The following is a 26,962-nucleotide window of genomic DNA, read 5'->3' as shown; positions in this document are numbered from 1 at the left end:
GCCAGCCACCACCATCCCGCAACGCCACCGCACCCGCGCATCCGGCACAATGCCGCACGCATGCACGCCACCTCCGCGCCCGACTTCCGCCTGTATCCGTCCAATGCGCTGGATACCCTGGCCGCCCTGCTTGCCGAGGAGCTGCGCCGGCCGGTGCCGGAACAGCCGCTGCTGACGCCGGAAGTGGTGCTGATCCCGCAGGTGGCGATGCGTCGCTGGCTGCAGTCCACGCTCGCCGCTGCGCACGGCGTCGCCGCGAACCTGGAATTCCTGACCCCCGGCGAATTCGTCGCGCGCGCGCTGGAGGCCAACCTCGGCCCGGCCGCCGACGACCTGGACATGGCCACCACCCAGTGGCGGCTGTACGCGGCGTTGCAGGCCGACCTGGGCAGCGATGCGGCGCTCGCCCCGCTGGCCGGCTACCTGGCCGACGGCGACGCGCTCAAGCCCTGGGCGCTGGCCGGCGAGCTGGGCAACGTGTTCGAGAAGTACCAGGCCTGGCGCCGCGACTGGCTGCTGCGCTGGGAAGGCGGCGCCGACGCGGACGACCCGCAGGCGCGGCTGTGGCGCCGGATCGCCAGTGGCCGCCAGTACCGCGCGCGCCGCATCGGCCAGTACCTGGACCGCTACGCGCGCCCCGACGGCCCGTTGCCGCAAGGACTGCCGCGGCGGCTGTTCGCCTTCGCCATCCTCAACGTCTCCCCGGACGTGCTGCGCGTGCTCGCCACTCAGGCGCGCATGGGCACGCTGCACTTCTACCTGCCCACGCCGACCCAGGGCTATTGGGGCGACCTGCAGACGCTGTGGCAGCGCCGCCGCCAGGACGGGGCGGTGGATCTGTTCGCCGAGCAGGTGCAGGAGAATCCGCTGCTGCAGGCTTGGGGTGCGGCCGGGCGCGACTTCATGGCGCTGGTCGGCGACTACGAAGTGGTGCATCCGCTGGCCGAAATCGCGGTCTACGCCGACCCGCTGGCCTCCGGCGCACGCGCGCTCGCCGACGGCGGCCTCGGCGACAGCCTGCTGCGGCGCATGCAGAGCGACCTGTTCCACCGCCGCGCGCCGGCCGTGCCGCCGCCGTTGCCGGCGGTCGACCTGGCCGATCCGAGCCTGCAGGTGCACGCCTGCCACACCCGCCTGCGCGAACTGCAGGTGCTGCACGATCAGCTGCGCGCCTTGCTCGACGACCCCCGCTTCGATCCGCCGCTGCAGCCGCGCGAGATCGCGGTGCTGTCGCCGGACATCGACCCGTACGTGCCGTACCTGGACGCGGTGTTCGGCGGCCACGGCAGCGACGACGCGCTGCCCTACGCGTTGGCCGACGCCAGTCCGCTGGCCAGCGAGCCGCTGGCCGAGGTGTTCCTGACCCTGCTCGGCCTGCCGCTGTCGCGCTTCGGCCTGCACGAGATCCTCGACCTGCTGGCCAGCGCGCCGATCGCCGAGGCGGCCGGGCTGGACGAAACCGGATTGGAACGCCTGCGCGGCTGGCTGCACGCCGCCGGCGCGCGCTGGGGACTGGATGCCGCGCATCGGCATCAGCACCAGGCGCCCGGCGACGACGCCTACACCTGGCGTTTCGCGCTGGACCGGCTGCTGCTCGGCCACGCCAGCGGCGCCGAGGACGACATCGCCGGCGTGGCGCCATGGCCGCAGCTGGAAGGCAGCGCGCTGCTGGCGCTGGACACGCTGCTGCGGCTGCTGCGGGTGCTGGACCGCCACCAGGCCATGCTGGCCGAGCCGATGAGCCCGGCGGACTGGCGCGAATGCCTGCTCGGCCTGCTCGACGCGCTGATCCCGCAGGCGCCGTCGGCCCCGCGCGCGCAGCGCGCCCTGGAACGGTTGCGCACGCTGATCGACCAGTTCGCCCGCGACGCGGCGCGCGCCGACTACGCCGGCAAGGTGCCGGCCGAGGTGGTGCGCGCGCACTTCGCCGCGGTGCTGGGCGAATCGGACACGCGCGCGCCGCTGCTCACCGGCGGCATCAGTTTCGGCCGCATGGTGCCGATGCGCCTGCTGCCGTTCCGCGCGATCTGCCTGCTCGGCATGAACGACGGCGACTTCCCGCGCCGCGACCCGGCCGCCGGGCTCAATCGCCTCACCGCCGACCTGGGCAGCGAGCGCCGCCGCCACGGCGACCGCTCCACCCGCGAGGACGACCGCTTCCTGTTCCTGCAGCTGTTCGCCTCGGCGCAGGACGTGTTCTACCTCAGCTACCTGGGCGCCGATGCGCGCGACGGCACGCCGCGCGAGCCGTCGGTGCTGGTCAGCGAACTGTTGGCCAGCGCCGCGCAGTACCACGCCGCTCCCAAGGCCATCGACGCGCTGGTGGTGCGCCATCCGCTGCAGCCGTTCGCCGCCGCCGCGTTCGGCGCGCTCGGCGAGGACGGCGCCGACCCGCGCCGCTTCAGCTACCGCCGGCAATGGCGGCCGGCGGTGGACAGCCTGGCCGGGCAGCGCCAGCCGCTGGCGCCATGGGTCGTGGGCGCGTTGCCGGCGGACGCCATGGCGCTGCCGGCAAGCGTGTCGATCGACGACCTGCGCCGGCTGTTCGCCGATCCGGCCGGGCAGTTCTTGCGCCATCGGCTGGGCATGCGCCTGCCCGATCCGGCCGGCGAGGACAGCGACCTGGAGCCGCTGCTGGCGCCGAGCGGCGGGCTGGACCAGTACGGCCTGCAGCAACAGGTGCTGGAGGCGGTGCTCGCCGGCGCCGTCGATGGCCTGTACGAGCGCCTGCGCGCGCGCGCGCTGCTGCCGTCAGGCCCGCTCGGCCGGCGCTTGCTCGACGAGCGCCTGCGCCAGCTGCGCCCGTACGCTGAAGCGTTCGCGCAGTGGCGCGGCGACGCGCCGGCACGCTCGCAGCGGCTGCAGGTGCGGATCGACGACATCGACCTGCACGGCCGCCTGCCGGGTTGGTACGCCAACGGCGTGGGCCGGGTGCAGGTCGGCGCGGTCAGCGGCCGCGCGGCGATCCGTCACGGCCTGGAGTGGCTGCTGCTGCGCGCCGCCGGCGAGCGCGCCGACTACGTGCGCTTCTTCGAAGACGACGACAGCCTCGGCCCGCATCCGATGGACGCCAACGCGGCCGAACCGCTGTCGCAGGCACAGGCGCAGGCGGCGCTGGCCGAGCTGCTGCAGCTGTACCGGCAGGGCCAGCAGGCGCCGCTGGCGTTCGCCCCGTACAGCAGCTGGAAATACCACCAGGCCGCGCGCGACGACGACCTCGACAAGGCGATCAAGGACGCCGCCGCGCAGTGGCAGGCCAGCTTCGGCTGGAGCGAAGCGACGAGTCCGGAACTGCGCCTGGTGCATCGCGGCCGCGACCCGTTCGCCGATGCGCAGCGCTTCGCCGAATTCGCCGCCACCAGCCACCGGCTGTATGCGCTGCTCGAACGCGGCGACCCCGGCGGCGCGCTGGATCCGGCGCGGCTGGCGGAGAGCTGGCGGCAGTGGCGCGGCGCGCAGGAGGACGCCGAATGAGCGGACCGCTCGCCGACGACCCGTACCTGACCCTGCCGCTGCACGGCGTGCGCCTGATCGAGGCCAGCGCCGGCACCGGCAAGACCTTCACCCTGGCCACGCTGTTCACCCGGCTGGTGGTCGAGCGCCGCTTGCGCGTCGGCCAGATCCTCGCCGTCACCTTCACCGAGGCCGCCACCCAGGAACTGCGCCGGCGCATCCGCGAGCGCCTGGCGCTGGCGGCGACGCTGGTGCCCGATGCCCCAGCGCTCCCTGTAGGAGCGGCTTCAGCCGCGACAGAGAGTTCGGACGACCTGTCACCGACCGAGATCGCAAACGACCCGTCGCGGCTGAAGCCGCTCCTACAGGAAACGCCCGACGCTGTTCTCACCCGCGCCATCCTTGCCGCGCATCTGGCCGCCAGCGGCGAAACCCCCGCCGCCCTGCGCCGCCGCCTGCAGCAGGCGGTGGAGGAAATCGACCTCGCCGCGATCTTCACCATCCACGGCTTCTGCGCCCGCGTGCTGCGCGAGCACGCGCTGGAGAGCGGCCAGGCCTTCGCCGCGCCGGAACTGCTGGCCAACGACCGCGAGCTGTTGGCCGAAGTCGCCGCCGACCTGTGGCGCCAGCGCGCCGCAGACGCGGCGATGGCCGAGGACCTGGTCGCGCTGTGGCCGGGCGGTCCCGAGGCGCTGGCCAGCGACCTGCGCGAACTGGTGCGGCATCCGCAGCTGCTGCCGGCGGTCGCCACCACCGCCGACGATCCCGCCGCGTTGCTGCAGGCGGCGCAAGCGGCGGGCAGCGCACTGGCCGCGGAGTTCCAGGCCCATGGCGTCGCCTTCTTCGACGCCATCATGGCCGCGATCGACGGCGGCGTGCTGAGCAAGGTCAGCTACAAGCCCGACTGGCTGGCCGCGCTCTGGCATTGGTTCGACGGATTCGCCGCCGCGCCCGCACAGGGCCTGCCGCCGCACCCCAAGCTGATCAAGCTGACCGCCGCGGAACTGGCCGCCGGCACCAACAAGAAATTCGTCGACCGCACCCCGGCCTCGCCGCTGAGCCATGCCATCGACGGCTATCTGGCCGCGCTGGCGCGCGTGGAGGAATGGCGCGGCCGGCGCCGCATCCGCCTGCTGCACGCGCTGCGCGACGATGCCGGCGCGCGCCTGGCCCTGCTCAAGCGCCAGCGCCGCGTGCAGACCTACGATGACCTGGTCGACGGCGTGGCGCGTGCGCTGCAAGGCCCGCAGGGCGAGGCGCTGGCGCAGCGGCTGCGTGCGCAGTACGCCATCGCGCTGGTGGACGAATTCCAGGACACCGATGCGCGGCAGTGGTCGATCTTCTCCACGGTGTTCGGATCCGCGAACGAACATGGCGAGCGCAGCGTTTCGCCAGGCGAGCACGGCACCGAACCGCTCGACCAGGCGCAAGCGCGCTTCCTCGCGCTGATCGGCGATCCCAAGCAGGCCATCTACGGTTTCCGCGGCGGCGACGTGCAGACCTACCTGGCCGCGGCCGCCACCGCCGAACCGGCGCCGCCGCTCGGGCACAATTTCCGCTCGCGTCCCGCGCTGCTGGCGGCGATCGAGGCGCTGTACGCGCAGGCCGGCCACGCGCAGGCATTCTTGACCGAGGGCATCGCCTTCCACCCGGTGCAGCCGGGCACCAAGCGCAGCGATGTCGAGCTGCAGCGCGACGGCGCCACCGCGCCAGCGCTGACCCTGTGGCGCGCGCCGGAGCCGCCGCCGCCGGACAAAGGAAAGCCCAAACCCTGGAGCGCCGGCCGCGCACGCGCGCTGTGCACTGCCGCCTGCGTCGCCGCGATCCGCGACTGGCTCGCCGGCGGCCGCGCCGGCACCGCCATGGTCGGCGGCCGTCCGGTGCAGGCCGGCGACATCGCGGTGCTGGTGCGCAGCCATGGCGAGGCCACCCGCATCCAGCAGGCGCTTGGCGCGGTCGGCATTCCCGCGGTGGCCGCCGGCCGGCAGAGCCTGTTCGCCACCGACCAGGCGCTGGAATTGCTGACCCTGCTGCAGGCGCTGCTCGACCCGGGCGACGACAGCCGCCTGCGCGCGGCGCTGGCGACGGTGCTGATCGGCGAAGACGCCGCGGCGATCGCTGCGCTGGAACACGATGGCGACCGCCACCGCCGTTGGCAGCAACAGGCGCTGGACTGGCGCGAGCGCTGGCAGCGCGGTGGTCCGCTGGCGCTGATCGGCGACCTCAGCGCCGCGCACGCGCAACGCCTGCTTGCGCTGCTCGACGGCGAGCGCCGGCTGACCAACTACCTGCAGCTGGCCGAACTGCTGCAGGAAGCCGACACCCGCGCGCTCGGCCCGCACGGCCTGGTCGATTGGCTGGCGCGGCGCATCGCCAATGCCGACGATAGCGACGAGACCCAGCAACTGCGCCTGGAATCGGACGCGCGCCGGGTGCAGATCGTGACCCTGCACAAGAGCAAGGGCCTGGAATATCCGCTGGTGTTCCTGCCCTACGTCGGCATCGGCCGCAGCGACCGCGGCGCCGGCCGGCATTGCGCCGTGCACGCGCCGCCGCTCGGCCGCCAGCTGCACTGGAACACGTCGAAGTGGAGCGGCGGCAACGACGATCCGGCCTGGAGCACGGCCGAGGCGGCGTGGAGACAGGAACAGCGCGCCGAGGACGCGCGCCTGCTCTACGTCGGCCTGACCCGCGCCGAGCACGCGCTGTGGATCGCCGCCGGCCCGTTCCACCAGCACGAGCGCACCGCGCTGGCGGCGATGGTCGCCGACCTGGATGCGTTGCAGGCGGCCGCCGGCACAGGCGCGATCGCGATCGACACCACGCCGCCGCCGGCCAACCTGCCGCGCCTGCCGCCGGCCGCCGAGATCCAGGTGCCGCCAGCGCGCGTGCCGCAGCGGCACATCGCCCCGGACTGGTGGGTGTACAGCTTCACCCAGCTGGCCAATGCCGATGCCGGCGTCGCCACCGACCCGATGGCCAGCGCCACCGTCGTCGGCAGCGGCGGCAGCGACGAACCGTCCACCAGCGAGGCCATTGCGACCACGCTGGACGTCGAAGCCTTCGACCGCCGCTTCGCCGGCAACCGCTTCGGCGTGGCGATGCACGACGTGTTCGAACGCTGCGACTTCGCCGCCTGGCGCGATTGGATTCCCGGCCAGCCGGCACCGGACGGGCAGACCGCGGCCATCGTCGAAGCGCTGCAACGCGGCGGCTACGCCCAGGACGAATTGGAGGATGGCGCGGCCATGCTCACCGCCCTGGTCGGCAACACCCTCACCGTCGCGCTGCCCGAAGGCACCCACCTGGCCGCGGTGCCCGAACCGCAACGCCGCAACGAAATGGAATTCCACTTCGCGATGCGGCCCACCCGCGTCGACGCGCTGCTGACGCTGCTGCACCGCTTCGGCGTGGTCGGCGAGCGCCAGGCGTTCGGCGCACGCCAGCGCCTGGAAGGCCTGATGACCGGCCTGATCGATCTCACCTACCAGCACGACGGACGCTGGTACGTGCTCGACTACAAATCCAACCGCCTGCCCAGCTACGACGCCGATGCATTGATGCGAGCGATGGCGCACAGCGAATACGAACTGCAGGCGTTGATCTACACCGTCGCGCTGCACCGCTGGCTGCGTTTCCGCCTGGGCGAGAACTACGCCTACGCCCGCGACTTCGGCGGCGTGCGCTACCTGTTCTGCCGCGGCCTGGATGCCACGCGCGATCCTTCGCCGGGCGTGCACGCCTGGCGCTTCGACCCCGACCTGGTCGAGTCCGTCGACGCCCTGTTCGCCGGCGCGCCGCTTAAGCCCCTCTCCCATCGGGAGAGGGGTTGGGGTGAGGGTACGTCCGCCCACGGAGCCCCCACCCCGTGAACCAACCCAACCTCCTGACCGCCCTCCACCGCAGCGGCGCGCTAAGCACCCTGGATGACGCCTTCGACCCCACGCTCCTCGAAGCCGCCGACGCCCTGTCCGCCGGCGCCGCTTTGGAGCCCCTCTCCCCCCGGGAGAGGGGTTGGGGTGAGGGTACGTCCGCCCACGGAACCCCCACCCCGTGAACCAGCCCAACCTCCTGACCGCCCTCCACAGCAGCGGCGCGCTAAGCACCCTGGACGACGCCTTCGACCCCGCGCTCCTCGAAGCCGCCGACGCCCTGTCCGCCGGCGCCGCTTTGGAGCCCCTCTCCCCCCGGCGACCGCAGGAAGTCCCCGTGGGAGAGAGGGGTTGGGGTGAGGGTACGTCCGTCCACGGAGCGCCCACCCCGTGAACCAACCCAACCTCCTGACCGCCCTCCACCGCAGCGGCACGCTACGCACGCTCGACCACGCCTTCGCCCAAACCCTGAGCCGCCTGGCCCCGGACACCCCCGACCTGGTCCTGTCCGCCGCCGCCTTGGCCTCGCTCGCCGTCGCCAGCGGCCACGCCGGCCTCGACCCGGCCCGCGCCAGCGTCCTGCTCGACCCGCGCGACGGCCCGCCGCCGCAACTCCCGGACCCGACCGACTGGCAACGCGTCCTGTCCGCGTCGCGCTGGATCGCCCAGCCCGCGGCGGAGGACCCGTCTGCCGCCGACTGCCCGCTGGTGCTGGAGCACGGCCTGCTCTACCTGCGCCGCTACCGCGAATACGAACGTCGCCTGGCGCAAGGCCTGCGCCGCATCGCCGCGCACCCGCTGCCGGCCTCCGGCGTCGCCGCACTCGCCCCGCTGTTCGCGCAGCTGTTCCCGCTCCCATCGGCGACCGAAGGAAGCCCCCATGGAAGAGAGGGTGCCCAAAGGGCGGGCGAGGGCACGCCCGCGCCCGACCACCCCACCGACCGCCAGGCCCAGGCCGCCGCACTCGCCCTGCGCCGCGCCCTGCTGCTGGTCACCGGTGGCCCCGGCACCGGCAAGACCACCACCATCGCCCGCCTGCTGCTGCTGCGCATCGCCCAGGCGCAGGCCACGGACAGCGCCGCCCCGCGCATCGCCCTGGCCGCGCCCACCGGCCGCGCCGCCGAGCGCATGGCCGAGAGCCTGCGCACCGCCGTGGCGCGCGCCATCGAAAGCGGCATCGACCCGGCCCTGGCCGCCGCGCTGCCGGCCGGCGCCAGCACCCTGCATCGCCTGCTCGGCGTGATCCCCGACCTGCCGCGCTTCCGCCATGACGCCGACAACCCCCTGCCGTTCGACCTGATCGTGGTCGACGAAGCCTCGATGGTCGACCTGCCGCTGATGTGCAAGCTGGTCGAAGCCGTCGCCGACGGCACCCAGCTGATCCTGCTCGGCGACGCCGACCAGTTGCCCTCGGTAGAAGCCGGCGACGTTCTCGCCGCCATCCTGCAGGCCGCCGGTCCCGGCGACGCACTGCAGCCCGACGACGCACAAGCGCTGCAGCCGCTGCTGGGCCACACCCACGCCGATACCCGCGGCGGCGGCCTGTCCGGGCATCGCGTGCACCTGCTGCGCGGTTACCGCCAGGCGCAGGGCTTCGCACTGGCACCGCTGGCCGACGCCGTGCGTGCCGGCGACGCCGACACCGCCCTGGCCCTGCTGCGCAGCGGCGAGCTGGCCGGCGTGCACTTCCACGAAGACAGCGAAGACCCGCTCGCCGCCCGCCGCGACGCCCTGCTCGCGCACTGGCGCGCCCTGGCCGACGCCGCCGATCCCGCCCATGCCCTGCGCGACGCCGCGCGCCTGCGCCTGCTCAGCGCCGTGCGTGCCGGCCCGCAAGGCGCGCGCGGCCTCAACGCCCGCGTCGAACAGTTGCTGGCCGACAGCGGTGCCGGCGCCCGCCGCCTCGGCGCCGCCTCGCCCTGGTTCCACGGCCGCCTGCTGCTGATCACCGAGAACAGCTACCGCCACGGCCTGTTCAACGGCGACGTCGGCATCTGCCTCAGGGACGCGCAAGGCGCCCTGGTGGCCTGGTTCGAAGGCGAGGGCGACGGCCAGGTCCGCGGCTTCCACCCCGCCGCGTTGCCCGCGCACGAAAGCGCCTTCGCGATGACCGTGCACAAGGCGCAGGGGTCGGAATTCGAGGAAGTCTGGCTGCAACTGCCGACGCGCGACGTGCGCGTGCTCAGCCGCGAGCTGGTCTACACCGGCCTGACCCGCGCCCGGCAGACCCTGCACCTGGCCGCCAGCGAAGCCGTGCTGCGCGCCGCGCTGGCGCGACATGCGGCACGGATCTCGGGGTTGGCGTGGCGCTTGGGTGGGGAGCAAGAGGCGGCACCCGCCACGCACGCAGCGGAAACGTCCACCGTCACGCCCGTGCAGGGTTCGTTGTTCTGATGGAGGCGGACCGAAGCGATGGCGTGATCCCCTGCGGCAGGACGGGGCGGTGTTAGGCAGGCAAGCGCTTTTCGAAGAGCAGCCGCCGAATCAGACAATAGCTTTGCCTTGCCGGCCCGCGGAAGCAATGGCAGGATGACTGTACAGAATTCTGTAATCCGAATGCCAGGAGCCGACCATGGGCTTTTCCGCCCGCGATGTGGTGCCTTTCACCCTTGCACGCGCCAACCTCTCCGAGCTGGCCGACCAGGTCAAGGCCGGCGCCGAGAAGATCATCACCAAGAACGGCGAGAGCTACGTCGCGCTGATCGACGCCGACCGCTTGGATTACTACCACCGGCTGGAACGCGAGCGTATCCACCTGCTGTTGATCGACGATGCCAAGCGCGGCCTGGCCGACATCGCCGCCGGTCGCACAGTCGAAGCGGACGCGGCCATCGGCCAGCTGCAGCAGCGACGCGCGGCATCCAGTGCGGCGAATGCCGGCAAGCGCGCGGCCAAGAAGCGCAGCTGACCGTTGTACCGGGTTGAACTGACCGCGAGCTTCCTTGCGTGCCTGGACGCCATCGAGGCGTTCCTGCTGGAAGCCCAGGCCGGTGCCGCCTTCGACGACCTGCTCGCCGAGTTGCGCGCCACAGTCATTCCGAACCTGCGGCGTTTCCCACGCATAGGCCGGCGCTACCTGGACAACCCGCCGCAGTCGGCCGAGGCGCTGGCACAGTTGGCCGCGTTGCCGGTGGGCGCGCCCGATGCATTGCGCGATTACCTGCATGGCGACTATGTGATGCTCTACACGGTGGTGGACGCGTCCGCCTCGACCAACGCCACGGTGTACTTGCTCTCCATCCGGCACCACCGGCAGCTTTCGTTCGACTTCGCAAGGCAATGGCCCGGAGGATGATGGCGGCAGGCGGCACGTGCACCTAACGCCGGTCCTCGTTCATCCTCGGCCCGTGGGGGATCGCAGGCCGAGCAATGGCCTGCGTCCCTGTTCGCTGCCGCTCACTTGGCCGGAACGCGCTGGTACTCGTCGCTGCCGGTGCTGAGGTGGCCATTGGCGTGGTCGATGGCGAAGTTCACCGTTTCGCCGTCGTTGGAGACCTGCAGCACGCCATCCTTGTAGATGGCCGGGTAGCTCTCGGTCTTCGGCTTGCGGCTGAAGAACCGCGGCGTCGTGTTGCGCACCATGAAGGACTCGCCGTTGCGCTCGATCTCCATCACGTCGTCCTGCGACTGCACGTTGACCCAGTGGCCGACGAACTTCTCGCCCTCCACCTTGGCGCAGGCGGTCATCAGCATCGCCGCGGCCAGCGCGGCACCCATCCATTTCGTCATCTCGGCGCTCCGGTGTGAAAGTCAGGGGCGAGGATGAGGAAGCCTGGATGTATGGGAGGTCAAGAGGGTGGGGCTGCGTCGCCAGCGGTGTCGGACTAGCGTTGCAACGCTAGTCCGACACCGTCAGTGCATCGCCCGCTCGGCACCATTCCGGACTCGCCCAGCGTTCGCCATCACGCTCGAGTTCCGCTGCCGCTGCACGTGCGGATGACCGACGAGCCTGGAACGGTGGACCTGCCGCCGACGCAGCAAGCTAGACGGCCATGACCCCGCCATCGACGAACAGTTCGTGCCCGGCGACGAAACTCGCCGCGTCCGAGGCCAGGAACAGCACCGGCGCGGCGATCTCCTCCGAGGTGCCCAGGCGGCCGAACGGGATCATCTGCGTCAACGCATCCTCCGCGCCCGCATTGCGCTCCAGGTAGCTCTGCATGGAGGGCGTGTGGACCATGCCGGCCGAGACCACGTTCACCCGGATGCCGCGGGGTTTCAGGTCGGTGGTCCAGGTGCGCGCCAGGGCGCGGATGGCCGCCTTCGTCGCGCTGTACACGGACAGCCCGCCAATGCCCATGCTGCCCGCGGCGGAGCCGGCCAGGATCACCGCACCGCCGGCCGTCATCAGCGGCAGCGCCTGCTGCACCGTAAACACCGTGCCCTTGAGGTTGATCGTGAGCAGGCGGTCCAGGTGCGCTTCGTCGATCTCGCCCAGCGCCGCGGACTCGGACACGCCCGCGTTGGCGAAGACCACGTCCAGCCGACCATGGTCCTGCCGGATGCGCGCGTACAGCCGGTCCAGGTCCTCCGGCACGCCCACGTCGCCCTGCACGCCCACCGCGCCGTGGCCGATCTCCGCCACGGCGGCATCCAGCCGGTCCTGGCGCCGTCCCGTGACGTAGACCTGCGCGCCTTCCGCGGCGAAGGCCTTCGCCGTCGCCAGCCCGATGCCGTCGGTGCCGCCCGTGATCGCCACAACCTTGCCCTCGAATCGACTGCTCATAAATCGTTCCTTTCTGTAAGTGGAGGATTGCTCCACTTAGTATATGGAGGTAGCCTCCGTTTCCACAAGCCATCCCGAACGAGCCCACGTTGACCACCGACACCCCCCTGCGCGCCGATGCCCAGCGCAACCGCGAGCGCCTGCTCGCCGCGGCCGAGGCGGTGTTCCTGGAGCGCGGCGCCGAGGCGTCGATGGAGGACGTCGCAAAGCGCGCCGGCGTCGGCATCGGCACGCTCTACCGGCGCTTCCCCACGCGCGAGTCGCTATTCGCGGCCGCCTACAGCGAACACTTCCTGTCGCTGGCCGCGGTCAGCCACGCGCGCGCCAGTACGCTCGATCCGTTGGCCGCGCTGCGCGCGTACCTCGAGGACCTGGTGGTGCACACCAGCGTCTATCGCGGGCTCGCCGCCTCGCTCGGCGCGATGCTGCAGAGCGGCACCCCGGGGTGCGACGCCATCAGCAAGGAGGGGCGCCGGCTGTTGCGGCTCGCGCAGAAATCCGGCGTCGTCCGCCGCGACGTCAGCTTCGACGACCTCGTCGTGGTGGCCACCGCCACCTCGCTGGCCACCGAGCAACTCGGCTCGCCGAAGACGCGCATCGCGCACCTGATCGGGTTGTTTATCGAGGGCATCGGCTCGCGCACGCCGCACGCTTAGGGCGGCGTCGCGGGCACCGGGTCGGCATCAGGTGGGATGCCAGTTGCAGGACGCATTGCTGAGCAGCTTGCTGGATTGCGTGCGCGAAGATCTGCCGCAGAATCATTCGCTGGATGAGCTGGCAGAAAAGCGGCCGACAGTGCTGGCCGGATGCAGGGATCTTCCACCTGATCGCCAAAAAGCAACGAGCCCGGGCATCGACTGCCCGGGCCCGTTGCCATGCAACGATCACTTGCTCAGGAAATCCAGCAGGTCCTGGTTGAGGCGATCCTTGTGCGTGTCCGCCAGGCCGTGTGGCGCACCTTGGTAGACGATGAGCTTGGCGCCCTTGATCAGCGCGGCCGAGGCCTTGCCCGAACTGTCGAGCGGCACGATCTGGTCGTCGTCGCCGTGGATCACCAGGGTCGGCACGTCGAACTTCTTCAGGTCGGCGCGGAAGTCGGTGGCGGAGAACGCGGCGATGGAGTCGTACGTGTTCTTGTGCCCGGCCTGCAGGCCCTGCGCCACGAACGATTGGATCAGCGCCGGGTTCGGCGTGTGGCCGGGGCGGTTGAAGTTGAAGAACGGGCCGGACGCGATGTCCATGTACAGCTGCGCGCGGTTGTCCAGCGAGCCCTTGCGCAGGCCATCGAACACCGCGATCGGCAGGCCGCCCGGGTTGTCGGCGGTCTTCAGCATCATCGGCGGCACGGCGCTGACCAGCACGGCCTTCTTGACCCGCCCGGTGCCATGGCGGCCGATGTAGCGCGCCACTTCGCCGCCGCCGGTGGAGAACCCGACCAGGGTGACGTCCTTCAGATCCAGCGCCTCGATCACCGCGGACAGATCGTCGGCATAGTGGTCCATGTCGTTGCCGTCCCACGGCTGGCTGGAGCGGCCGTGGCCGCGGCGGTCGTGGGCGACCACGCGGTAGCCCTTCGAGGCCAGGAACAGCATCTGCGATTCCCAACTGTCCGAGTTCAGCGGCCAGCCGTGGCTGAAGGTGACCACCGGGCCGTCCTTCGGGCCCCAGTCCTTGTAGTACAGCTGCACGCCGTCCGGGGTGGTGACGTAGCTGCCGCTCACGGTGGCGGCGCTTTGGGTGGTGACGTTTTGCGGTTGAGCGGCCTGCGCGGCGAAGCCGGCCTGGGCGGTGAGGGCGAAGAGCGCGACGGCGACGGAGCGGGTGAGAGCGTTCATGGCATGGAATCCTTGGGTGGAAGGAAGAGGAAGGTGGGCGGCGGGTTGGCCGTGCCGGGCTGGCGAGGTGTACTTTGCGCGCCGGGGCGATACGATTGGCCACGTATCGTCCTGAAAACTTGATCGAGAGTCCCGATGACCGACCGGCTCGCCGTGTTGCTGGAGCGCTTCTCCGTGACCGCCCAGATGTTCCATGCCGGCCCCCTGTGCGGGGTCAACCTGCTGGAGGCCGATGACGGCCCGGGCCAACTGCACCTGGTGAAAGAGGGCGCGGTCGAGGTATTCCATGGCAGCGCGTCGCACCGCGTGGAGGTGCCCAGCCTGCTGCTGTATCCGCGGCCGATGCCGCACCGCTTCGTCACCGATCCGGTGCGCGGCGCAGACATGGCCTGCGCCAACATGCGCTTCGAGGGCGGCGCGGGCAACCCGATCGCCGCATCGCTGCCGGAGTTCATCTGCCTGCCGCTGCACGCGATCGACGGCGGTTCACCCGTGCTGGACCTGCTGTTCGACGAAGCGTTCGCGCAGCGCTGCGGACGCCACGCGCTGATCAACCGCTTGTTCGAAGCGTTGATCATCCTGATCCTGCGCCAGCTGATGGAGCGCGGCGAAGTGCGCGGCGGCATGCTGGCGGGGATGGCGCATCCGCGGCTGCGCCACGCGCTGGTCGCCATGCACGAATCGCCGGCGAAGGAGTGGACGCTGGACGACCTGGCCGCCGCCGCGGGCATGTCGCGCAGCGTGTTCGCCGGCGCGTTCCGCGACACCGTGGGCATCACGCCCGGGCAGTACCTGCAAGGCTGGCGGGTCAGCCTGGCGCAGCAGGCGCTGCGTCAGGACCGTCCATTGAAGGTGGTGGCCGCCGACGTGGGCTACGGCAGCGAAGCGGCGCTGTCGCGCGCGTTCAAGGCGCACGTGGGCCAGACGCCGCGCGACTGGAGGCGCGCGCAGGTTGTGAGTTGAATCGGCCCGCAAGAACCACGCGGGTCCCAGCCTTGCCGCCGCTCGGCGGTCGATCGACCGAAGTTCATGCGGAAGGGCTCATCGCGCCGCGTCAGCTGGCCGGCGGCGTCACCGCGTAGCCGTGATGCTCCAGCACGCGTCGGCACAGCGCCACGAAATCCGGCACCGACAGGTCGTTCTTCGCATCGTTGGTGCGCCACGCGCAGATCTTGAAACTGGCCTCCGTCGCCGAGGCGGATACATGGTCGACGGTGGGCAGCAGCGCGAAGCCCAGCTTGTAGGCGTGCCGGCCCGTCTGCGAGTCGCCGTTCGTGTAGGTGCTGATCCGCGACCAGTCCAACGGCTCGCCGGTGTAGTGGTCCTTGCCGCCGCTGTCCAACACGGCGGCATGGATGGCGTCCTTGTACGCCACGCGGGTGCAGGCGCGGCCGCGCAACCGGTCACGCCGCACGTGAGCCATCGCCTTGCGGTTCAACCAGCGCGCGTAGGCCACTTCGTTGACTACGCCGGCGAGGAAGGGCGGGAACGTGTGCTTGCGTGGCATCTCAGCGCTCAGCGTCGATGACCGCGTCCATTGCCGCGATCTCGGCGCCGCGCGCTCCGCAGCGCCGGGCCTCCTCTTTCCAGCCGCGCATGGCCGTGCGCACCTGTTCGATGATCTCGCCGGCCTGCGCCTTGCTCAGGCGGTAGTACGCGCAGGTGTCCAGCAGCAGCCGCGTGTCGGGGGTGGGATCGTCCAGGCCGATGGCCAGCACGTGCGCGTCCTTGTCGGGATTGGGGTTCACGTCGAAGGCCGGCGACAGCCGCCAGCCACCGGGCTCGCGCAGGAACCCGTGGTTGCGCAGGTGGTCGTCGCGGTTGCCGATCAGCACGTTGAAGGCGACGCGGCGGTAGAGCTGATGCAGGTCGTCGGCAATCGCCGAGGCCACGCCGTGATTCTCGATGGCATGGGCGATCTCGGCGTAGCTGCTGCCCTCGCTGTCGTCCACGTCCAGCAGGGTCAAGGCCGAGGCGTAGGCGCGGCGTTCGGCCCCGGCACGGTCGAAGCGCTGCACCGCGTAGGTGGTGCCCAGGTCGGACAGGGCCAGCTGGCGCGCGGCGGGCATCGCGATGCCCGCCGCCAGCGAGAGCCGGTAGGTCACGAATTCCCACAGGCCCACGTCGTGGCGATCGTCGGCGGCAGGGAACTTCGCCAGCCACAGCGTCCCATCGGTATCGCGCACGCTGGCCTTGGGCCTGGCGCCGCCCAGCGACGCGCCGGGCGCCACCAATTGCTTGATCCACTTGATGTCGTGGTCGCTGTCGTCGGTGTCGCCACGTTCCACGCGCACCGCAATGGCCTCCAGCGCACGCAGCTCGGTCATCGGCGGAGCGCTCAGGGTATGGTCGTCCAGGTAGCGGCCGTCGGCCGTTCGCAGGCGCAGCGCACCCATCCTGGAGGCGTCGCCGACGCCGATCAGGTAGTCCCATGGGCGCAGCGCGCGCGCCCGGCGATCTTGCTCGCGCGCGTCGATGACCTCGCGCCGGTCCATGAGGCGCTTGCCCCAGCGGTCGGGCGAGCAGTCGACGAACGCGCCGGTCAGCGCGCTGGCGCCGCCGCGCGCGATCAACGGGCCGCGGTGGAGCGGCAACTGCGGGTCCAGCGCAAAGGCGCGGATCGGCGCGGCCTGGTTCGCCCAACTGTCGGTGTAGTGGAACTGGAGCGTGTCGCCCGTGCGGCTGGGCCGGCGGGTCAGGTGGCCGACCAGGGCGCGGCCGCCGAGCGCGGCATCGTCCAGCCAGACCTCAACCTGGGTGAGCTCCTGCACGTTGTCGGCCGCGCGGCTCACGGCGTGCTCTCCCGCTTCGCATTCGTGCGGCGCAGCTGGCTGTCCTGCAACTGGCGGCCGACCTCGTCGTTGCGGGCCAGCAGGTCGATGTCCTTGTCCAGGCCCAACGCGGTCAATACGCGCAGCATGGTGGACAGGCTGGTGGCCGGGTCGCCGCGCTCAAGTTTGCCTACCGTGGGCACGCTCACGCCCACCCGGGCGGCGAGTTCGGCCTGGGTCATCTGCCGGCGCATGCGCGCGGCGCGCAGGCGCTCGCCCAGGGCGCGGATCTGGCGCTGGGCACGGGGCATCGTGGGCGGGGTACGCTTGGACATGGAAGATTAAATTACATTTCCTGAGAGGAAACACAACTTTATTTGCTATGCGGGCGCTCGGATGTTCAGTTTGGCACCTCCATGCATCGGAAGCATGGCCACAGCCAGAGAGCGGATGCGGACAACCCCAAAAGGCGAGTGACGGGCCAGGCATGCAGGGCGTCATGCAGCAAAGGGAGGTAACGGACGCGGTCGTCGTCATCCCCAAAAGCACGGCAGGCGGTCGTTTCCTTGTTGCACGATGTGCTGCGGAATGCCAGGAAGATCGCGGCGGGGACGTCGCGCCATGCCGATGAGCGTGGCCGATACCTGTCGTTATAGGTATCGAGCACTGCCTTTCTAGGCCATTTGGCTTCTACGCATTGGGCAGCAGGAAGTGAACCTGGCCCCGGCCTTTGTTCCCTGCAACGCGCAGCGAGGCATCAGTTTTCCTGATAGCCGCTTTCGTCGTAGCTGCCCGCAACGGTGCAGGTCAGCTTCGGCGGGCTGTCTTCGGAGAGGGCGAGGTCGCCCATCTTGGTGGTGCGTCCGTTGGCGCCGAGCTTGGCCGACTTGCGCGCTGCCGCCGCGCTGGCGCCGAGGTCGGCGGTGTAGCTCTCGCCAAGTTCGCCGTTCGGGTCGATGAAGATGGACACGGCCTTCACCGGCAGGCCGAACACCGCAAAGGGGGCGGGCGGTGTGATCGGCCCAATGCCACCGTGTTCGTCACGGGGCAGCGCCTTCCACGCCGCACTGGCGGTATCGGGCTTTGCCCGGCACTCCACGGCGGCCTGGATCGCGGGCGCGACGGCCTGCCATTGCGCCGCGTCGAGCGCATGCGCCGCTGGTGCGGCGAGTACGCCAATCAGCAGAGGGGCCAGGCGCTTGATGCGGGCACCACGCGAATACGTCATCCATTGACTCATGGTCATTCCAAATTACTCCGGTTGCGCTGCAGGGGTCGAGGGCCAAAGGCCAAAACGGACGTGTCCAAGGCGAGGCGAGTCTAACGAGTAACGGGGTCAGGTTCAGTGCCGTGGCGGGTTTGCGTGGCCGATGAGCGGGTCTTCTGATGCCGAAACGGCGGCTCTTACGGTAAAGCAGCCCGGAGACGGGCGGCCAGCGCAATCCGCTGCTTGGTGGCGTAGCGCACTTTCTGCCCCCCATACAGCCCGTCGTTCGTGTAGCGCGGGAACACGTGCAGATGGTAGTGCCACACATCCTGATTGCCGGCCGGCCCATTGTGTTGGCGCGTGGAGATGCCTTCGCAGCCGAAGGCGGCCAGCATCGCGTGCGCCAGGCGCCGCGTGGCGCGGAAGACCTCGCGGCCCAGCTCGTCGGGCATGTCCAATACGTTCTCGTAGTGGCCACGCGGGATCACCAGGCAGTTGCCTTGGATGCCGGCGTAGTGGTGCGTTGGCACCAAGGCGTACACGTTGGCATCCACCAGGACAACGGCCGATTCCGGCGCGGGCGAGGGCAGCGTAGCGGCGATACCGCAGAACGGACAGTCGTACCCGGGGGGAGCGTGCTGCATGAGGCGCAACGGCGAAGAGAACCCACTGTGGGGCGGGAACGGATTCTGTGGCGCGCTTTGGCGACTCGTCAATTGGACAACGCGCGGGTGACTGGTGCCGATCGCCATACCGCTCGGGCGGTGGATGGCGGCCGGGAGAAGTGCACACTGACTCCAGGCTTGTGATGCCTTCCTATGCTATCGGGCTTCTACGCATCGGGCATTAGGACGTGAACCTGCCCCGAGTTTTGGAGGCTGCAGTAATCACGTAACGAATCACGTTTTTTTGATCATGCGCTAGACACGACAGCATCTTCTACCTACCCTCCCAGCCAAGGGTGGATCCAAAGCAAGGCATGCCTTAACAAATAAGCATCGGATGCCTCGCTTCTCAAGGAAGTTCTCAAGGAGAGTAAAGATGAAACTCAGGACAAACCCGAACCGGCTTGCATTTCTATTGACTGCCGCTCTTTCCTTACTGGCCGCCCCTGGAGCTTCGTTTGCACAACGATATGCACCAGCATCAGACGGAGTCAGCACATCGCAATTGAGCGCAATCGATAAAGCGGGTATTGAGAGGTCATTATCTGAGGAGCTCCAGAAAACGGCTGCGCAGGTTACGAAGGTGCCAGGGCAGAAGAAGTTCAATATGTCTGCTCGACTTTCACCAAAGAAAAGCTTGCTTCAAATTGACCTTGGCAAAGATGCCATCCCGGATCAAAACGGGGCTGACTACGAAGAACAATGCAGCCTCTTCATCGAAGCTGCACGACCACTTCTGGTTGGAATTGTGAGTGTGGAAAGCTACGAGTGCACGTTCGGCGGAAAGGATATCTATTTTTATCATCCGGAGGCCAGCATTCCAGCCCCAAAAAAAAAACTAACCGCTCCTAGCCAAGAAGATCCACTGCCGCTCGTGATGCTCTCTGCAGGGCACGGTCTTTATCTAGACTACCCAGTTGGAAAGCCTACAGTTTGGCTTCCACAGCGTCCATTGCCGTCAAACGGAATCACTGAGGACTTCATTACACCCGGATACGTGAGTGAAATTAGTTCAGCACTTACCGAGCGAGGCTCTCAGGTAGCCATAGTCAAGCCAAGATCGGACTCCACGGCAATTCACACGCCTTCAGGCGAGCCTTGGTGGAAAGTCTCTGCGAAGTACAATTTACAGAGTATATTGCCTACTCACGGAGCCGACATTTGGGACACGCTCCCCTACGATACTTCTAAGTTGCGGGAGTACAATGAAGATATCCGGGCAAGACCACTTTACGCAAATTATCTAGGTGCTGATTATCTTGTCAGCATTCACACAAATGCCGGAACTAACACGGCATCTCGCGGAACTACCGGTTGGTATCACAACGGTGATTACGCAGAACCAAGTCGCTTATTGACCAGCAACATACTTTGCTCGATGAAGGAAATTATTCAGGCGAATTCAACGTATGCAAATTGGACCATTGATACTGTACCGCGCGGTGTGACCAATAAAGGTGAAAATACTCTTGCGCGCCTCCCCGCGACAATTATCGAGGTTGCATTTCATACAAACGCGGATGATGCAATCGCCCTGCAAGATGCAACATTCCGCACCTTGGCCGGTAAAGGCATCGCCAAGGGAATTGAAATCAATAAGGACGGAAAAACGTGTTCCAAGTTCAAGATTGATTCCATTCCAGCTTCAACTGGCCCCCAAGGCTCTCAGGTGCCATATAAAGTCAATTATTCCGGGAACCCCACATTCCCCGTGACTATGTACTTCGAGCCTGTTAAATGCGCCCCAGGTTGGACCTGCCAGACGGGCACGCGGACAACCACGTCTACATCATCGCCGCTCACTTTTCAGTTCAGTTGCGGAAGCGGTACTGATGCATCGTCAACCTCAGTCTTTAAGCGCTGGCTGGTAGATGCCGATGGTGTAAAGACAGATCCTGTTGAGGCAACTCACACTTGTGTTAAGTCGACTTCAAAGACAACACCACTCACCAACGATGGCATGGCTGAGGCTACGCAACTCTAAGAGCTATTTTTTCTTATCCCTACGTAATAATTTTCCTATAGCGAACTCTTCGCTGTAGGACGAAAGTGCACTTGGGATGTCTACCCACCTCGTGTTGTCAGGACGATGTCGGTTTCATCGCTCGGAAGCTATGTGCTGACACTCAAAAGCCGCCGGGCGCGCACCGGCGGCTTTTCTATTAGCCTGCATCCTTATGCCAAGGGGCTTCTACGCATTGGGCCAGTAGGAAGTGAAGGCTAGAATCGCCAGATGGCCACATCGCATCAGCTTCCACAGCCCGAGATTGCGCATCCGTTCGTCTGGCGTCCTGGCGACGGGCTGAATTCCGGCTGTGTTCAACGCATGCGCCATCAGTTGCCCCGCCCTGCACATCCGATGGGCGAAGCGTGGTTCATGAGTAAAGAGCGGCGCATGTTCGACTTCCTGCTCGCCGATCTTGAGGGCTTCTCGCTCGAGGAGCTGCGCGTACCGCTTGAGGAAATCGCTTCCGGAAATTCCTGTTTCGGCCCCATGGACGAGTGGACCAATTGGTATCGCTACTTGTTGGCCCAGCTCGTTCCCCGCCACCTGGAACGGTCGTTCGACAGCCTGTATCAGCACCTCGTCACGGCGTTCATGGCCGTGCATCCGCGCGGCATCGACGAGCCGTACCCTGGGTTCGCCGACGATGCGAGGCAGACGTTGGGCCGCTGCCTGATGGACCCCGCTCGCTGGGAAGGAGAGCGGCTGGTGGTCGCAGCGCCGGAGAATCCGTTCACGGGTGGGGAGCGCGTGGCGTGGAGCGTGGCGTGTGGCGACTTCTCGGCGAGCATGTTCTTCTGTGCGAAGTACTTGGCCAACCATGAACTCGCTGACTGGCTCGATTCGGTATTCGCCATCCGTTGCCCGCTGTGGACCACGCAGCTGTACGGCTGGGTGTTAGCCGCCCATCCTTTACTGTCGGGGCGTGTGGTGGAACTGGCCCATCTCGATTCCGGTACGCCAGCAGAGGTTCTGTGGCATGGAGCGCACACGTTGAAGGGCGATTTCTCGGGCGTCTACGATCCAGAGCCGCCACCACTGCCATTCTTGTCACCGGATCGTTGTCAGGCGGTCCTGGCCGGTGTGCGCAGGCACGTGTCGGAGGCAAGCTATTTCGCCTGGCTCGATGCGATCAAGCCCTACGTCTACCTGGAGGCGATGCTTGGCAGCATGCCGAGTCGCTTTGCCGAAACTTTCGATGTCGACTAGAAGCGCCGCTTCTGTCCGAAGCGGAGTGGGGCAACGGCCACAGGAAGTGAACTTGACCCCGTTTGCCGCATCGGGCGGCAGGAAGTGGACCTGACCCCGTTTTTACAGTCGCGATAGCAGACTGCCGCTCGGCGACGTGGATCGGCTGGGCACCGTTACAGTCACCAAGACGATTCTGCAGCCGGATCGGGCGACGGCCAGTGGTATCGGCTCGAACCCGCCAATCACGTCCCTGCCACCGGGAGGGCAGCCGGTGATTCAATTACGATCAGTTCCTGCATCAATAAACAGCAGGAGTCCTGGACCTTCGTGTGGGTCTCCAACGGCCAAGGCGGTGGCTCATGGGCGCTCCAGTCGTACCACGGCGCGAATGTGAAGTCGTGCCCTACGCCGGGGACCTGATCCGGCGCAGGAGCGCGTGAATCCCTCAGCCGCGGCCGTAAGTGTTTATCACAGCCGGCCACGAGCAACGGGAGCAACGGGAGCAACGGGGCAGATTCACTTAACAGTAGCCGTGGTGGGCTTGCGTGACCGATGAGCGGGCCTGATCCAAGCGAAACAGTGAGTCTCGGTCATACCTGTCGCCATGGCATCGAGCAATGCCTTCCTATGCCATCGGGCTTCTACGCATCGGGCAGTAGGAAGTGAACCTGCCCCTGTTTTTAGCTGGGCCCGGCTACTTGTCGGCTTGTTAGCCAGATCCAGCCGCCTTAAGATCGGCCCGTATCAAGGGGAAAGCCCGCCATGCGGTGCTCTATGTATAACTCGTACGACGGGCCCCTAGGGTCCGCATACTGGGCAGTCAGATTGCGGAGGAGACATGGCAGAGTCACCAGCCGATTTTGAAGAAAGTGAGTTTCGCGGGCCTCTCTTCAATCAACTTTTGCGAGGCAATCACTTGCTCTGGGAGCCCGGGCAAGTTTTCGAAGACCACATAGGAATTGACTATGCGGCGCATGTTGAACATGAGATCTTCTGGCGCTATCACAGGGGGCGGTATCGGGCGGGGCTACCTCTGGCAGGGATCGGACTCAGTTACATTTGGAAGAAGAAAAAGAAGGGAAAACTGCTCCCGCCATTTGCACTAAATCTATTCATTCAAGCGAAGCGCTCTAACCATAGATCACTCACGCCCAAGAAGGCCAAGGATAAGGGTCTTGCAACCCCTTGCTACTTCTTCAATATCGACCAGCAGCAGCAGATGGCACTGCATCGATTGAGCTCCGCCTTGAAAGGTAAGGGGCTTGTGTGCTACGCGGCGCCGGCGTTTTTGAGCCAGGGTGAACTCTATCATCACACTGAGGAGCGCTCGATTGTTCAGAACAGCACATTTCCTTCGGCTGGGAAGCTACAGGGCCATGCTCGGTGGTACTACGACCGGTGCGGCACATTCGGTGTTGCCAATCCTCAGTTCGAAAGAGTAGAGATTGGTCAGTTTGATAGTCAGATTGAGACGCTCAGCAATCAACGAGAAGGCGTCAGTGAATCTCTCAGCGATAACCTTGCGTTCTTGGTGGGGGCGATAAATAGCACTTTAGAGAATCCTGCGGAAATTTCATCGAGAGACACCTGGTTCAGTCACCTTGCCCAGTTGTGGGTGGATGAAGCAGAAGAGATTCTCGGGGATGTGCCTGTTGAATTTAGATCGTACCTGCGGGTATTGGCTTACTGCCGTGCCAACAATCTAAAGTGGCTGTCGCTTCAGTAGCCCGCAATCTTCACTCAAGCCGAAGCCGCTCTGCTACTCGGCTTGATTTGGATGTTAGGAACGTCCGCTTCTGGCCGGAAGCAGACAGAAGCAGACAAGTGCCAGCAGAAAAGCGAAAGCAGGTACTGGCAGCTATTTTAGTTCCCGCTCGAATTCATCGACGAACTTTGTGAGCGACGTTCCGCAGGCCTTGCAGAAATCTCGCAACTGCAGAAGATCCATCCGGCGCTCACCTCGCTCGACGTCGCTCACATAGGACTGCGGGCGGCCCAGTGCGGCGCTCAAGCCAACCTGCGTCAGCCCGGCAGCGAGGCGAAGCTCACGCAGCTGCCGCAGCAAAATCGCGTAGTCCTTCTTGTGGATCGACTTGGTCGGCATGTCTGCAAGCTCGGAGGCCCACAGCAAAGCTATATCCCCTTTTCAAATATCCGAAAAAGGGATATTGTGATTCTGCGGACACCCCGTCCGCCCACGTCGAGGACGGATGCCATGACGACTTCGAAAGCCCGCACCACCGCCGCGCTGCGGCACACTGCACCAGCCGCCACGCTGCAGACGCAGGAAGAGCACTTCACCTTCGGCGTCACCCTGCAGCAGCTCGACCAGTTCCACGCGCTGTTGCGCACCATCACCGCGCAGAGCGACATGGTGGCGGTGTGCAGTGGCGTGCCGCTGGACGACAAGAGCGTGTCGATCCTGGGCGAGAGCATCTTCACGGCCGCCCGCGCGGTGCGCGGGATCGTGGACGAGATCCACGCACAGCGGCTGGGCGGCGATGGCCTGGCGCCGGTGTCGCACGGGGAGCCGCGCCATGCGTAAGCCGCCTTCTCGCGCCGCCGCCCCGCGCAAGCGTGCACCGCGCCGGCCGCCGCCGTCCCTTCGCTGGACCATTGTCGAGCCGACGCTCTCGCCGATGTTGACGCCCGAGGAGGTCGCTGCGGCCAACGCCGCCGATCTTGCTCGCCCGCCGCGTGCACCCCGCCGTCCGCGCCCGCCGCAGCGGTGCACGGTGGGCTATGGCTACTACGCGGCCAGCAACCAGCGCGTGCCGTCGCTGCGCTTGCGCGGGCGTTGGCTGGAGCAGCTGGGTTTCGCCATCGGCAGCACGCTGCGCATCGAGGTGCGCGACGGCGAGCTGGTGGTGCGCATGGCCGGCGAGGATTGAGGCGGGCGGCGTCGGTTCGCGGCAATGTCGGAACACGGGCTGCATGACGGAACGGAGGAGCCGCGCTGGGCGCGTTCCTCCGTTTCGTTGCGGCGCGTTATCCGGCGGCGGCCGCGATCCGCCGCGCTTCCATGCTAGCGTGCCGCTGCCGAGGGCAGGCAGGCCGCAGGAGCCGCGCATGAAGCTCGATCCGATTCGCCAGGGTGCCGCCGTGCCGCGCGCAAGGCCGGCCGCGCGCGTGGGCTGGGCGCTGCTGTGGCTGGCGCTGGCCGCGTTGGGCGTGGAGTTCGTCCATTCGGTCTATCTCAAGTACGCGGCGCTGGATTCGCCCGCCTATGCCATGTTCCTGACCCGGCGCGGTTGGTTGTGGTGCCATCTCGGCGGTGGGGCGGTGGGCCTGTTGCTCGGGACGCTGCAGTTCGCCACGCAGCGTTGGCGCAGGTTTCCGCGGCTGCATCGCTGGCTGGGGCGCGCGTACTTCGCCGGCATGCTGGTGGCGATGGCCGGGGCGGTCGGATTGATCGCCACGTCGCCGGCGCCGCCGGCGATCCGCGTGGCATTTGCCGCGACCAGTCTGGCGTGGCTGGTCACCGGTTCGGTGGGGTTCGTGGCGATCCGGCGCGGCCAGGTGGAGCGGCACCGGCAGTGGATGGTGCGGGCGTATCTGGTGACGTTGGCGCCGGTGGCGTTCCGTCTGGCGCTGTCTGGTGCGATCGGCATGGGCATGACACCTTCGCCCGATTTGATCGCGATCTTGCTGTGGAGCAGTTGGACGGTGCCGTTGCTGCTCCATGCGCTGGGCCATCGCCTGGTCGACGTCGTGCGCCGCGGCACGCGGGCGGCGGCGCCCACCAGCGCCGGCATCGGTGCCGATGCCGGCTGAGGAAGAGCGGCGCGCCGGGTTGCTTCGACCAGCGCGCGGCGCGATGACAAGGGGTTCGGAATAGCGGTCGGCCTGCGTTTTCAGGGGACAAGAATGCCGCTAACGCCTACGCTCTAACGCAGTACGCAAGCCGGCTTAGCGCACCTTGTACAGCACCGCGGCGCCCGGCCTCGGCTCGAACATCGGCACGGTCTGCTGCTTGAGCGCGGTGCCCTTGCTGTCCCAGACCAAGGTCTCGGTGGGGAACTCGTCGCTGCGGGTCATGCTGCCGATCTGCTTGACGATCACGCCCGAACTGGCCGCCACGTCGGGGTTCCATGCGAAGACGCCGAGCCTGCCGTAGAACACGGCCGGCGCCTCGGCGTCGAGGCGACGGTCGGGGCACATCACCAGGCCGCGCTCGAGCATGACGCGCAATGCGCCGACGGGCACGGCTTTGACGGTGGGCGTGGTGCGTTCGGTGCTGTGGCCGGGGCAGACATTGGCGGAGCGGGTCACCATGTCTTCGACCACTTGCCGGTCGGGCTGGGCGAAGGCCGGCAGGGCGGCGGTGGACAGGGCGAGCATTGCGACAGTGGACTTCCAGGGCACGTGACAACTCCTATTCGATGAAAGATTCCAAACGTTGCGGACCGCTGCGATGCGCAGGCGGGCCGCTGCCAGGGACGCGCCGGCACTCTAGCAACAACCCGGTTGGGCAATTGCAAATGGGGCGTGATGGCGCTTGTCGCTGGCATGGCGGGCGTGTGCACAGGTTCTGCGATCGCGTGGCGACACGCGAATACTTGTTGGCAAGCGTAGATAGATTGCGATTCGTGCAAGCGAGTCGGACCGGCAGTACGCGCGACGACGCTGGGTTTGGCTTTGATGTTTGCGTTGAAGACATGCTGTCGGTTGCTGGACGGGCGGCCACGTGTTGGCATCGCTGCAGAAGGTGAGCGAACGTTTCGATATGCCGCAGGCATCAGGAGTTGGAAGCGCCGCTGCATCTGTGCAGCAACGCTGGGTGCGGGGATCGGCGCAGCCTCGTGCACTCAACTCCGCGAGACGCTTCGCGCCGAACCCTCACCCCAACCCCTCTCCCGGGGGGAGAGGGGCTAGCGGCTGTTCCCTTCTCCCACTGGGAGAAGGTGCCCCGCAGGGGCGGATGAGGGTGCGGGCGAAGCCTCGTGTAGCAACTCCGCGAGACGCTTTCGCGCCGGACCCTCACCCTAACCCCTCTCCCGGGGGGAGAGGGGCTAGCGGCTGTTCCCTTCTCCCACCGGGAGAAGGTGCCCCGCAGGGGCGGATGAGGGTGCGGGCGGAGCCTCGTGCAGCCAACTCCGCGAGACGCTTTCGCGCCGGACCCTCACCCCAACCCCTCTCCCGGGGGGAGAGGGGCTAACAGCTGTTCCCTTCTCCCACCGGGAGAAGGTGCCCCGCAGGGGCGGATGAGGGTGCGGGCGGAGCCTCGTGCAGCCAAC

Annotated in this window: 23 protein-coding genes; 13 read left to right on the top strand and 10 right to left on the bottom strand. The window is 67.5% G+C overall.

Features of this window, described 5'->3' with window-relative positions:
• Positions 1-60: 60 nt before the first annotated feature.
• The 5 genes from recC to VDQ83_RS13835 all read left to right on the top strand — a co-directional run bounded on the left by recC (position 61) and on the right by VDQ83_RS13835 (position 10,620).
• Positions 61-3,474, top strand: coding sequence for an exodeoxyribonuclease V subunit gamma (recC, locus tag VDQ83_RS13855; RefSeq protein WP_455435388.1), 3,414 nt, complete (start codon positions 61-63; stop codon positions 3,472-3,474).
• A complete protein-coding gene (gene recB / locus VDQ83_RS13850) occupies positions 3,471-7,325 on the top strand; it encodes an exodeoxyribonuclease V subunit beta (protein WP_455435387.1) in 3,855 nt (1,284 codons plus the stop codon). Before recC ends, recB begins: the two co-directional genes overlap by 4 nt.
• A 390-nt stretch (positions 7,326-7,715) precedes the next feature.
• Complete coding sequence (gene recD, locus VDQ83_RS13845; RefSeq protein WP_455435386.1) at positions 7,716-9,719, top strand: exodeoxyribonuclease V subunit alpha; 2,004 nt, start codon at positions 7,716-7,718, stop codon at positions 9,717-9,719.
• A gap of 178 nt (positions 9,720-9,897) precedes the next feature.
• A complete protein-coding gene (locus VDQ83_RS13840) occupies positions 9,898-10,233 on the top strand; it encodes a type II toxin-antitoxin system Phd/YefM family antitoxin (RefSeq protein WP_455435385.1) in 336 nt (111 codons plus the stop codon).
• Positions 10,234-10,236: 3 nt separating this feature from the next.
• A complete protein-coding gene (locus VDQ83_RS13835) occupies positions 10,237-10,620 on the top strand; it encodes a type II toxin-antitoxin system RelE/ParE family toxin (RefSeq protein ID WP_455435384.1) in 384 nt (127 codons plus the stop codon).
• Positions 10,621-10,721: 101 nt separating this feature from the next.
• Here the strand turns inward: VDQ83_RS13835 and VDQ83_RS13830 are convergent, their stop codons facing one another.
• Both VDQ83_RS13830 and VDQ83_RS13825 read right to left on the bottom strand, forming a co-directional pair.
• A complete protein-coding gene (locus VDQ83_RS13830) occupies positions 10,722-11,054 on the bottom strand; it encodes a hypothetical protein (RefSeq protein WP_455435383.1) in 333 nt (110 codons plus the stop codon).
• 253 nt (positions 11,055-11,307) lie between these two features.
• Complete coding sequence (locus tag VDQ83_RS13825; protein WP_455435437.1) at positions 11,308-12,051, bottom strand: SDR family NAD(P)-dependent oxidoreductase; 744 nt, start codon at positions 12,049-12,051, stop codon at positions 11,308-11,310.
• 89 nt (positions 12,052-12,140) lie between these two features.
• On the opposite strand from VDQ83_RS13825, the gene VDQ83_RS13820 reads away from it, so the two are divergent.
• A complete protein-coding gene (locus VDQ83_RS13820; protein ID WP_309919947.1) occupies positions 12,141-12,707 on the top strand; it encodes a TetR/AcrR family transcriptional regulator in 567 nt (188 codons plus the stop codon).
• A gap of 228 nt (positions 12,708-12,935) precedes the next feature.
• Here the strand turns inward: VDQ83_RS13820 and VDQ83_RS13815 are convergent, their stop codons facing one another.
• On the bottom strand, positions 12,936-13,886 hold the full coding sequence (locus VDQ83_RS13815; protein WP_455435382.1) for an alpha/beta fold hydrolase: 951 nt from the start codon (positions 13,884-13,886) through the stop codon (positions 12,936-12,938).
• Positions 13,887-14,021: 135 nt separating this feature from the next.
• On the opposite strand from VDQ83_RS13815, the gene VDQ83_RS13810 reads away from it, so the two are divergent.
• Complete coding sequence (locus VDQ83_RS13810) at positions 14,022-14,849, top strand: cupin domain-containing protein (protein WP_455435381.1); 828 nt, start codon at positions 14,022-14,024, stop codon at positions 14,847-14,849.
• A gap of 91 nt (positions 14,850-14,940) precedes the next feature.
• Here VDQ83_RS13810 and VDQ83_RS13805 read toward each other — a convergent pair whose 3' ends face one another.
• The 5 genes from VDQ83_RS13805 to VDQ83_RS13785 all read right to left on the bottom strand — a co-directional run bounded on the left by VDQ83_RS13805 (position 14,941) and on the right by VDQ83_RS13785 (position 18,508).
• Complete coding sequence (locus VDQ83_RS13805; protein WP_455435380.1) at positions 14,941-15,393, bottom strand: hypothetical protein; 453 nt, start codon at positions 15,391-15,393, stop codon at positions 14,941-14,943.
• Position 15,394: 1 nt separating this feature from the next.
• A complete protein-coding gene (locus tag VDQ83_RS13800; RefSeq protein ID WP_455435379.1) occupies positions 15,395-16,678 on the bottom strand; it encodes a type II toxin-antitoxin system HipA family toxin in 1,284 nt (427 codons plus the stop codon).
• Positions 16,675-16,992 carry a helix-turn-helix domain-containing protein gene (locus VDQ83_RS13795; protein WP_455435378.1) on the bottom strand — a complete coding sequence of 106 codons (318 nt, stop codon included), beginning with the start codon at positions 16,990-16,992 and terminating at the stop codon, positions 16,675-16,677. The genes VDQ83_RS13800 and VDQ83_RS13795 overlap by 4 nt, the downstream gene beginning before the upstream one ends.
• 422 nt (positions 16,993-17,414) lie before the next feature.
• Complete coding sequence (locus VDQ83_RS13790; RefSeq protein WP_455435377.1) at positions 17,415-17,903, bottom strand: hypothetical protein; 489 nt, start codon at positions 17,901-17,903, stop codon at positions 17,415-17,417.
• A gap of 158 nt (positions 17,904-18,061) precedes the next feature.
• Complete coding sequence (locus VDQ83_RS13785) at positions 18,062-18,508, bottom strand: HIT family protein (protein WP_455435376.1); 447 nt, start codon at positions 18,506-18,508, stop codon at positions 18,062-18,064.
• A 397-nt stretch (positions 18,509-18,905) separates the two neighbouring features.
• Between VDQ83_RS13785 and VDQ83_RS13780 the strand changes: the two genes are divergently transcribed.
• The 3 genes from VDQ83_RS13780 (at position 18,906) to VDQ83_RS13770 (ending at position 23,451) form a co-directional block, all read left to right on the top strand.
• A complete protein-coding gene (locus tag VDQ83_RS13780) occupies positions 18,906-20,513 on the top strand; it encodes an N-acetylmuramoyl-L-alanine amidase (protein WP_455435375.1) in 1,608 nt (535 codons plus the stop codon).
• A gap of 249 nt (positions 20,514-20,762) precedes the next feature.
• Positions 20,763-21,743, top strand: a complete 981-nt coding sequence (locus VDQ83_RS13775) for a hypothetical protein (protein WP_455435374.1) — start codon at positions 20,763-20,765, stop codon at positions 21,741-21,743.
• An 820-nt stretch (positions 21,744-22,563) separates the two neighbouring features.
• Positions 22,564-23,451, top strand: coding sequence for a hypothetical protein (locus VDQ83_RS13770; RefSeq protein WP_455435373.1), 888 nt, complete (start codon positions 22,564-22,566; stop codon positions 23,449-23,451).
• Between the two features lie 132 nt (positions 23,452-23,583).
• Here the strand turns inward: VDQ83_RS13770 and VDQ83_RS13765 are convergent, their stop codons facing one another.
• A complete protein-coding gene (locus VDQ83_RS13765; RefSeq protein WP_455435372.1) occupies positions 23,584-23,829 on the bottom strand; it encodes a helix-turn-helix domain-containing protein in 246 nt (81 codons plus the stop codon).
• Positions 23,830-23,940: 111 nt separating this feature from the next.
• On the opposite strand from VDQ83_RS13765, the gene VDQ83_RS13760 reads away from it, so the two are divergent.
• The 3 genes from VDQ83_RS13760 (at position 23,941) to VDQ83_RS13750 (ending at position 25,499) form a co-directional block, all read left to right on the top strand.
• Positions 23,941-24,270, top strand: coding sequence for a hypothetical protein (locus tag VDQ83_RS13760; protein ID WP_455435371.1), 330 nt, complete (start codon positions 23,941-23,943; stop codon positions 24,268-24,270).
• Entirely contained in the window at positions 24,263-24,616 is a 354-nt protein-coding gene (locus VDQ83_RS13755) for a SymE family type I addiction module toxin (protein ID WP_455435370.1), read from the top strand. Before VDQ83_RS13760 ends, VDQ83_RS13755 begins: the two co-directional genes overlap by 8 nt.
• Positions 24,617-24,794: 178 nt before the next feature.
• Positions 24,795-25,499, top strand: a complete 705-nt coding sequence (locus tag VDQ83_RS13750; RefSeq protein ID WP_455435369.1) for a DUF2306 domain-containing protein — start codon at positions 24,795-24,797, stop codon at positions 25,497-25,499.
• Between the two features lie 135 nt (positions 25,500-25,634).
• Here the strand turns inward: VDQ83_RS13750 and VDQ83_RS13745 are convergent, their stop codons facing one another.
• A complete protein-coding gene (locus VDQ83_RS13745; RefSeq protein ID WP_309920015.1) occupies positions 25,635-26,066 on the bottom strand; it encodes a hypothetical protein in 432 nt (143 codons plus the stop codon).
• Positions 26,067-26,962 lie beyond the last annotated feature (896 nt).

Source organism: Xanthomonas sp. WHRI 7945 (assembly GCF_035026585.1).
The sequence above is the reverse complement of the archived record's forward strand: the minus strand, read 5'-3'. Positions and strand labels throughout refer to the sequence as shown.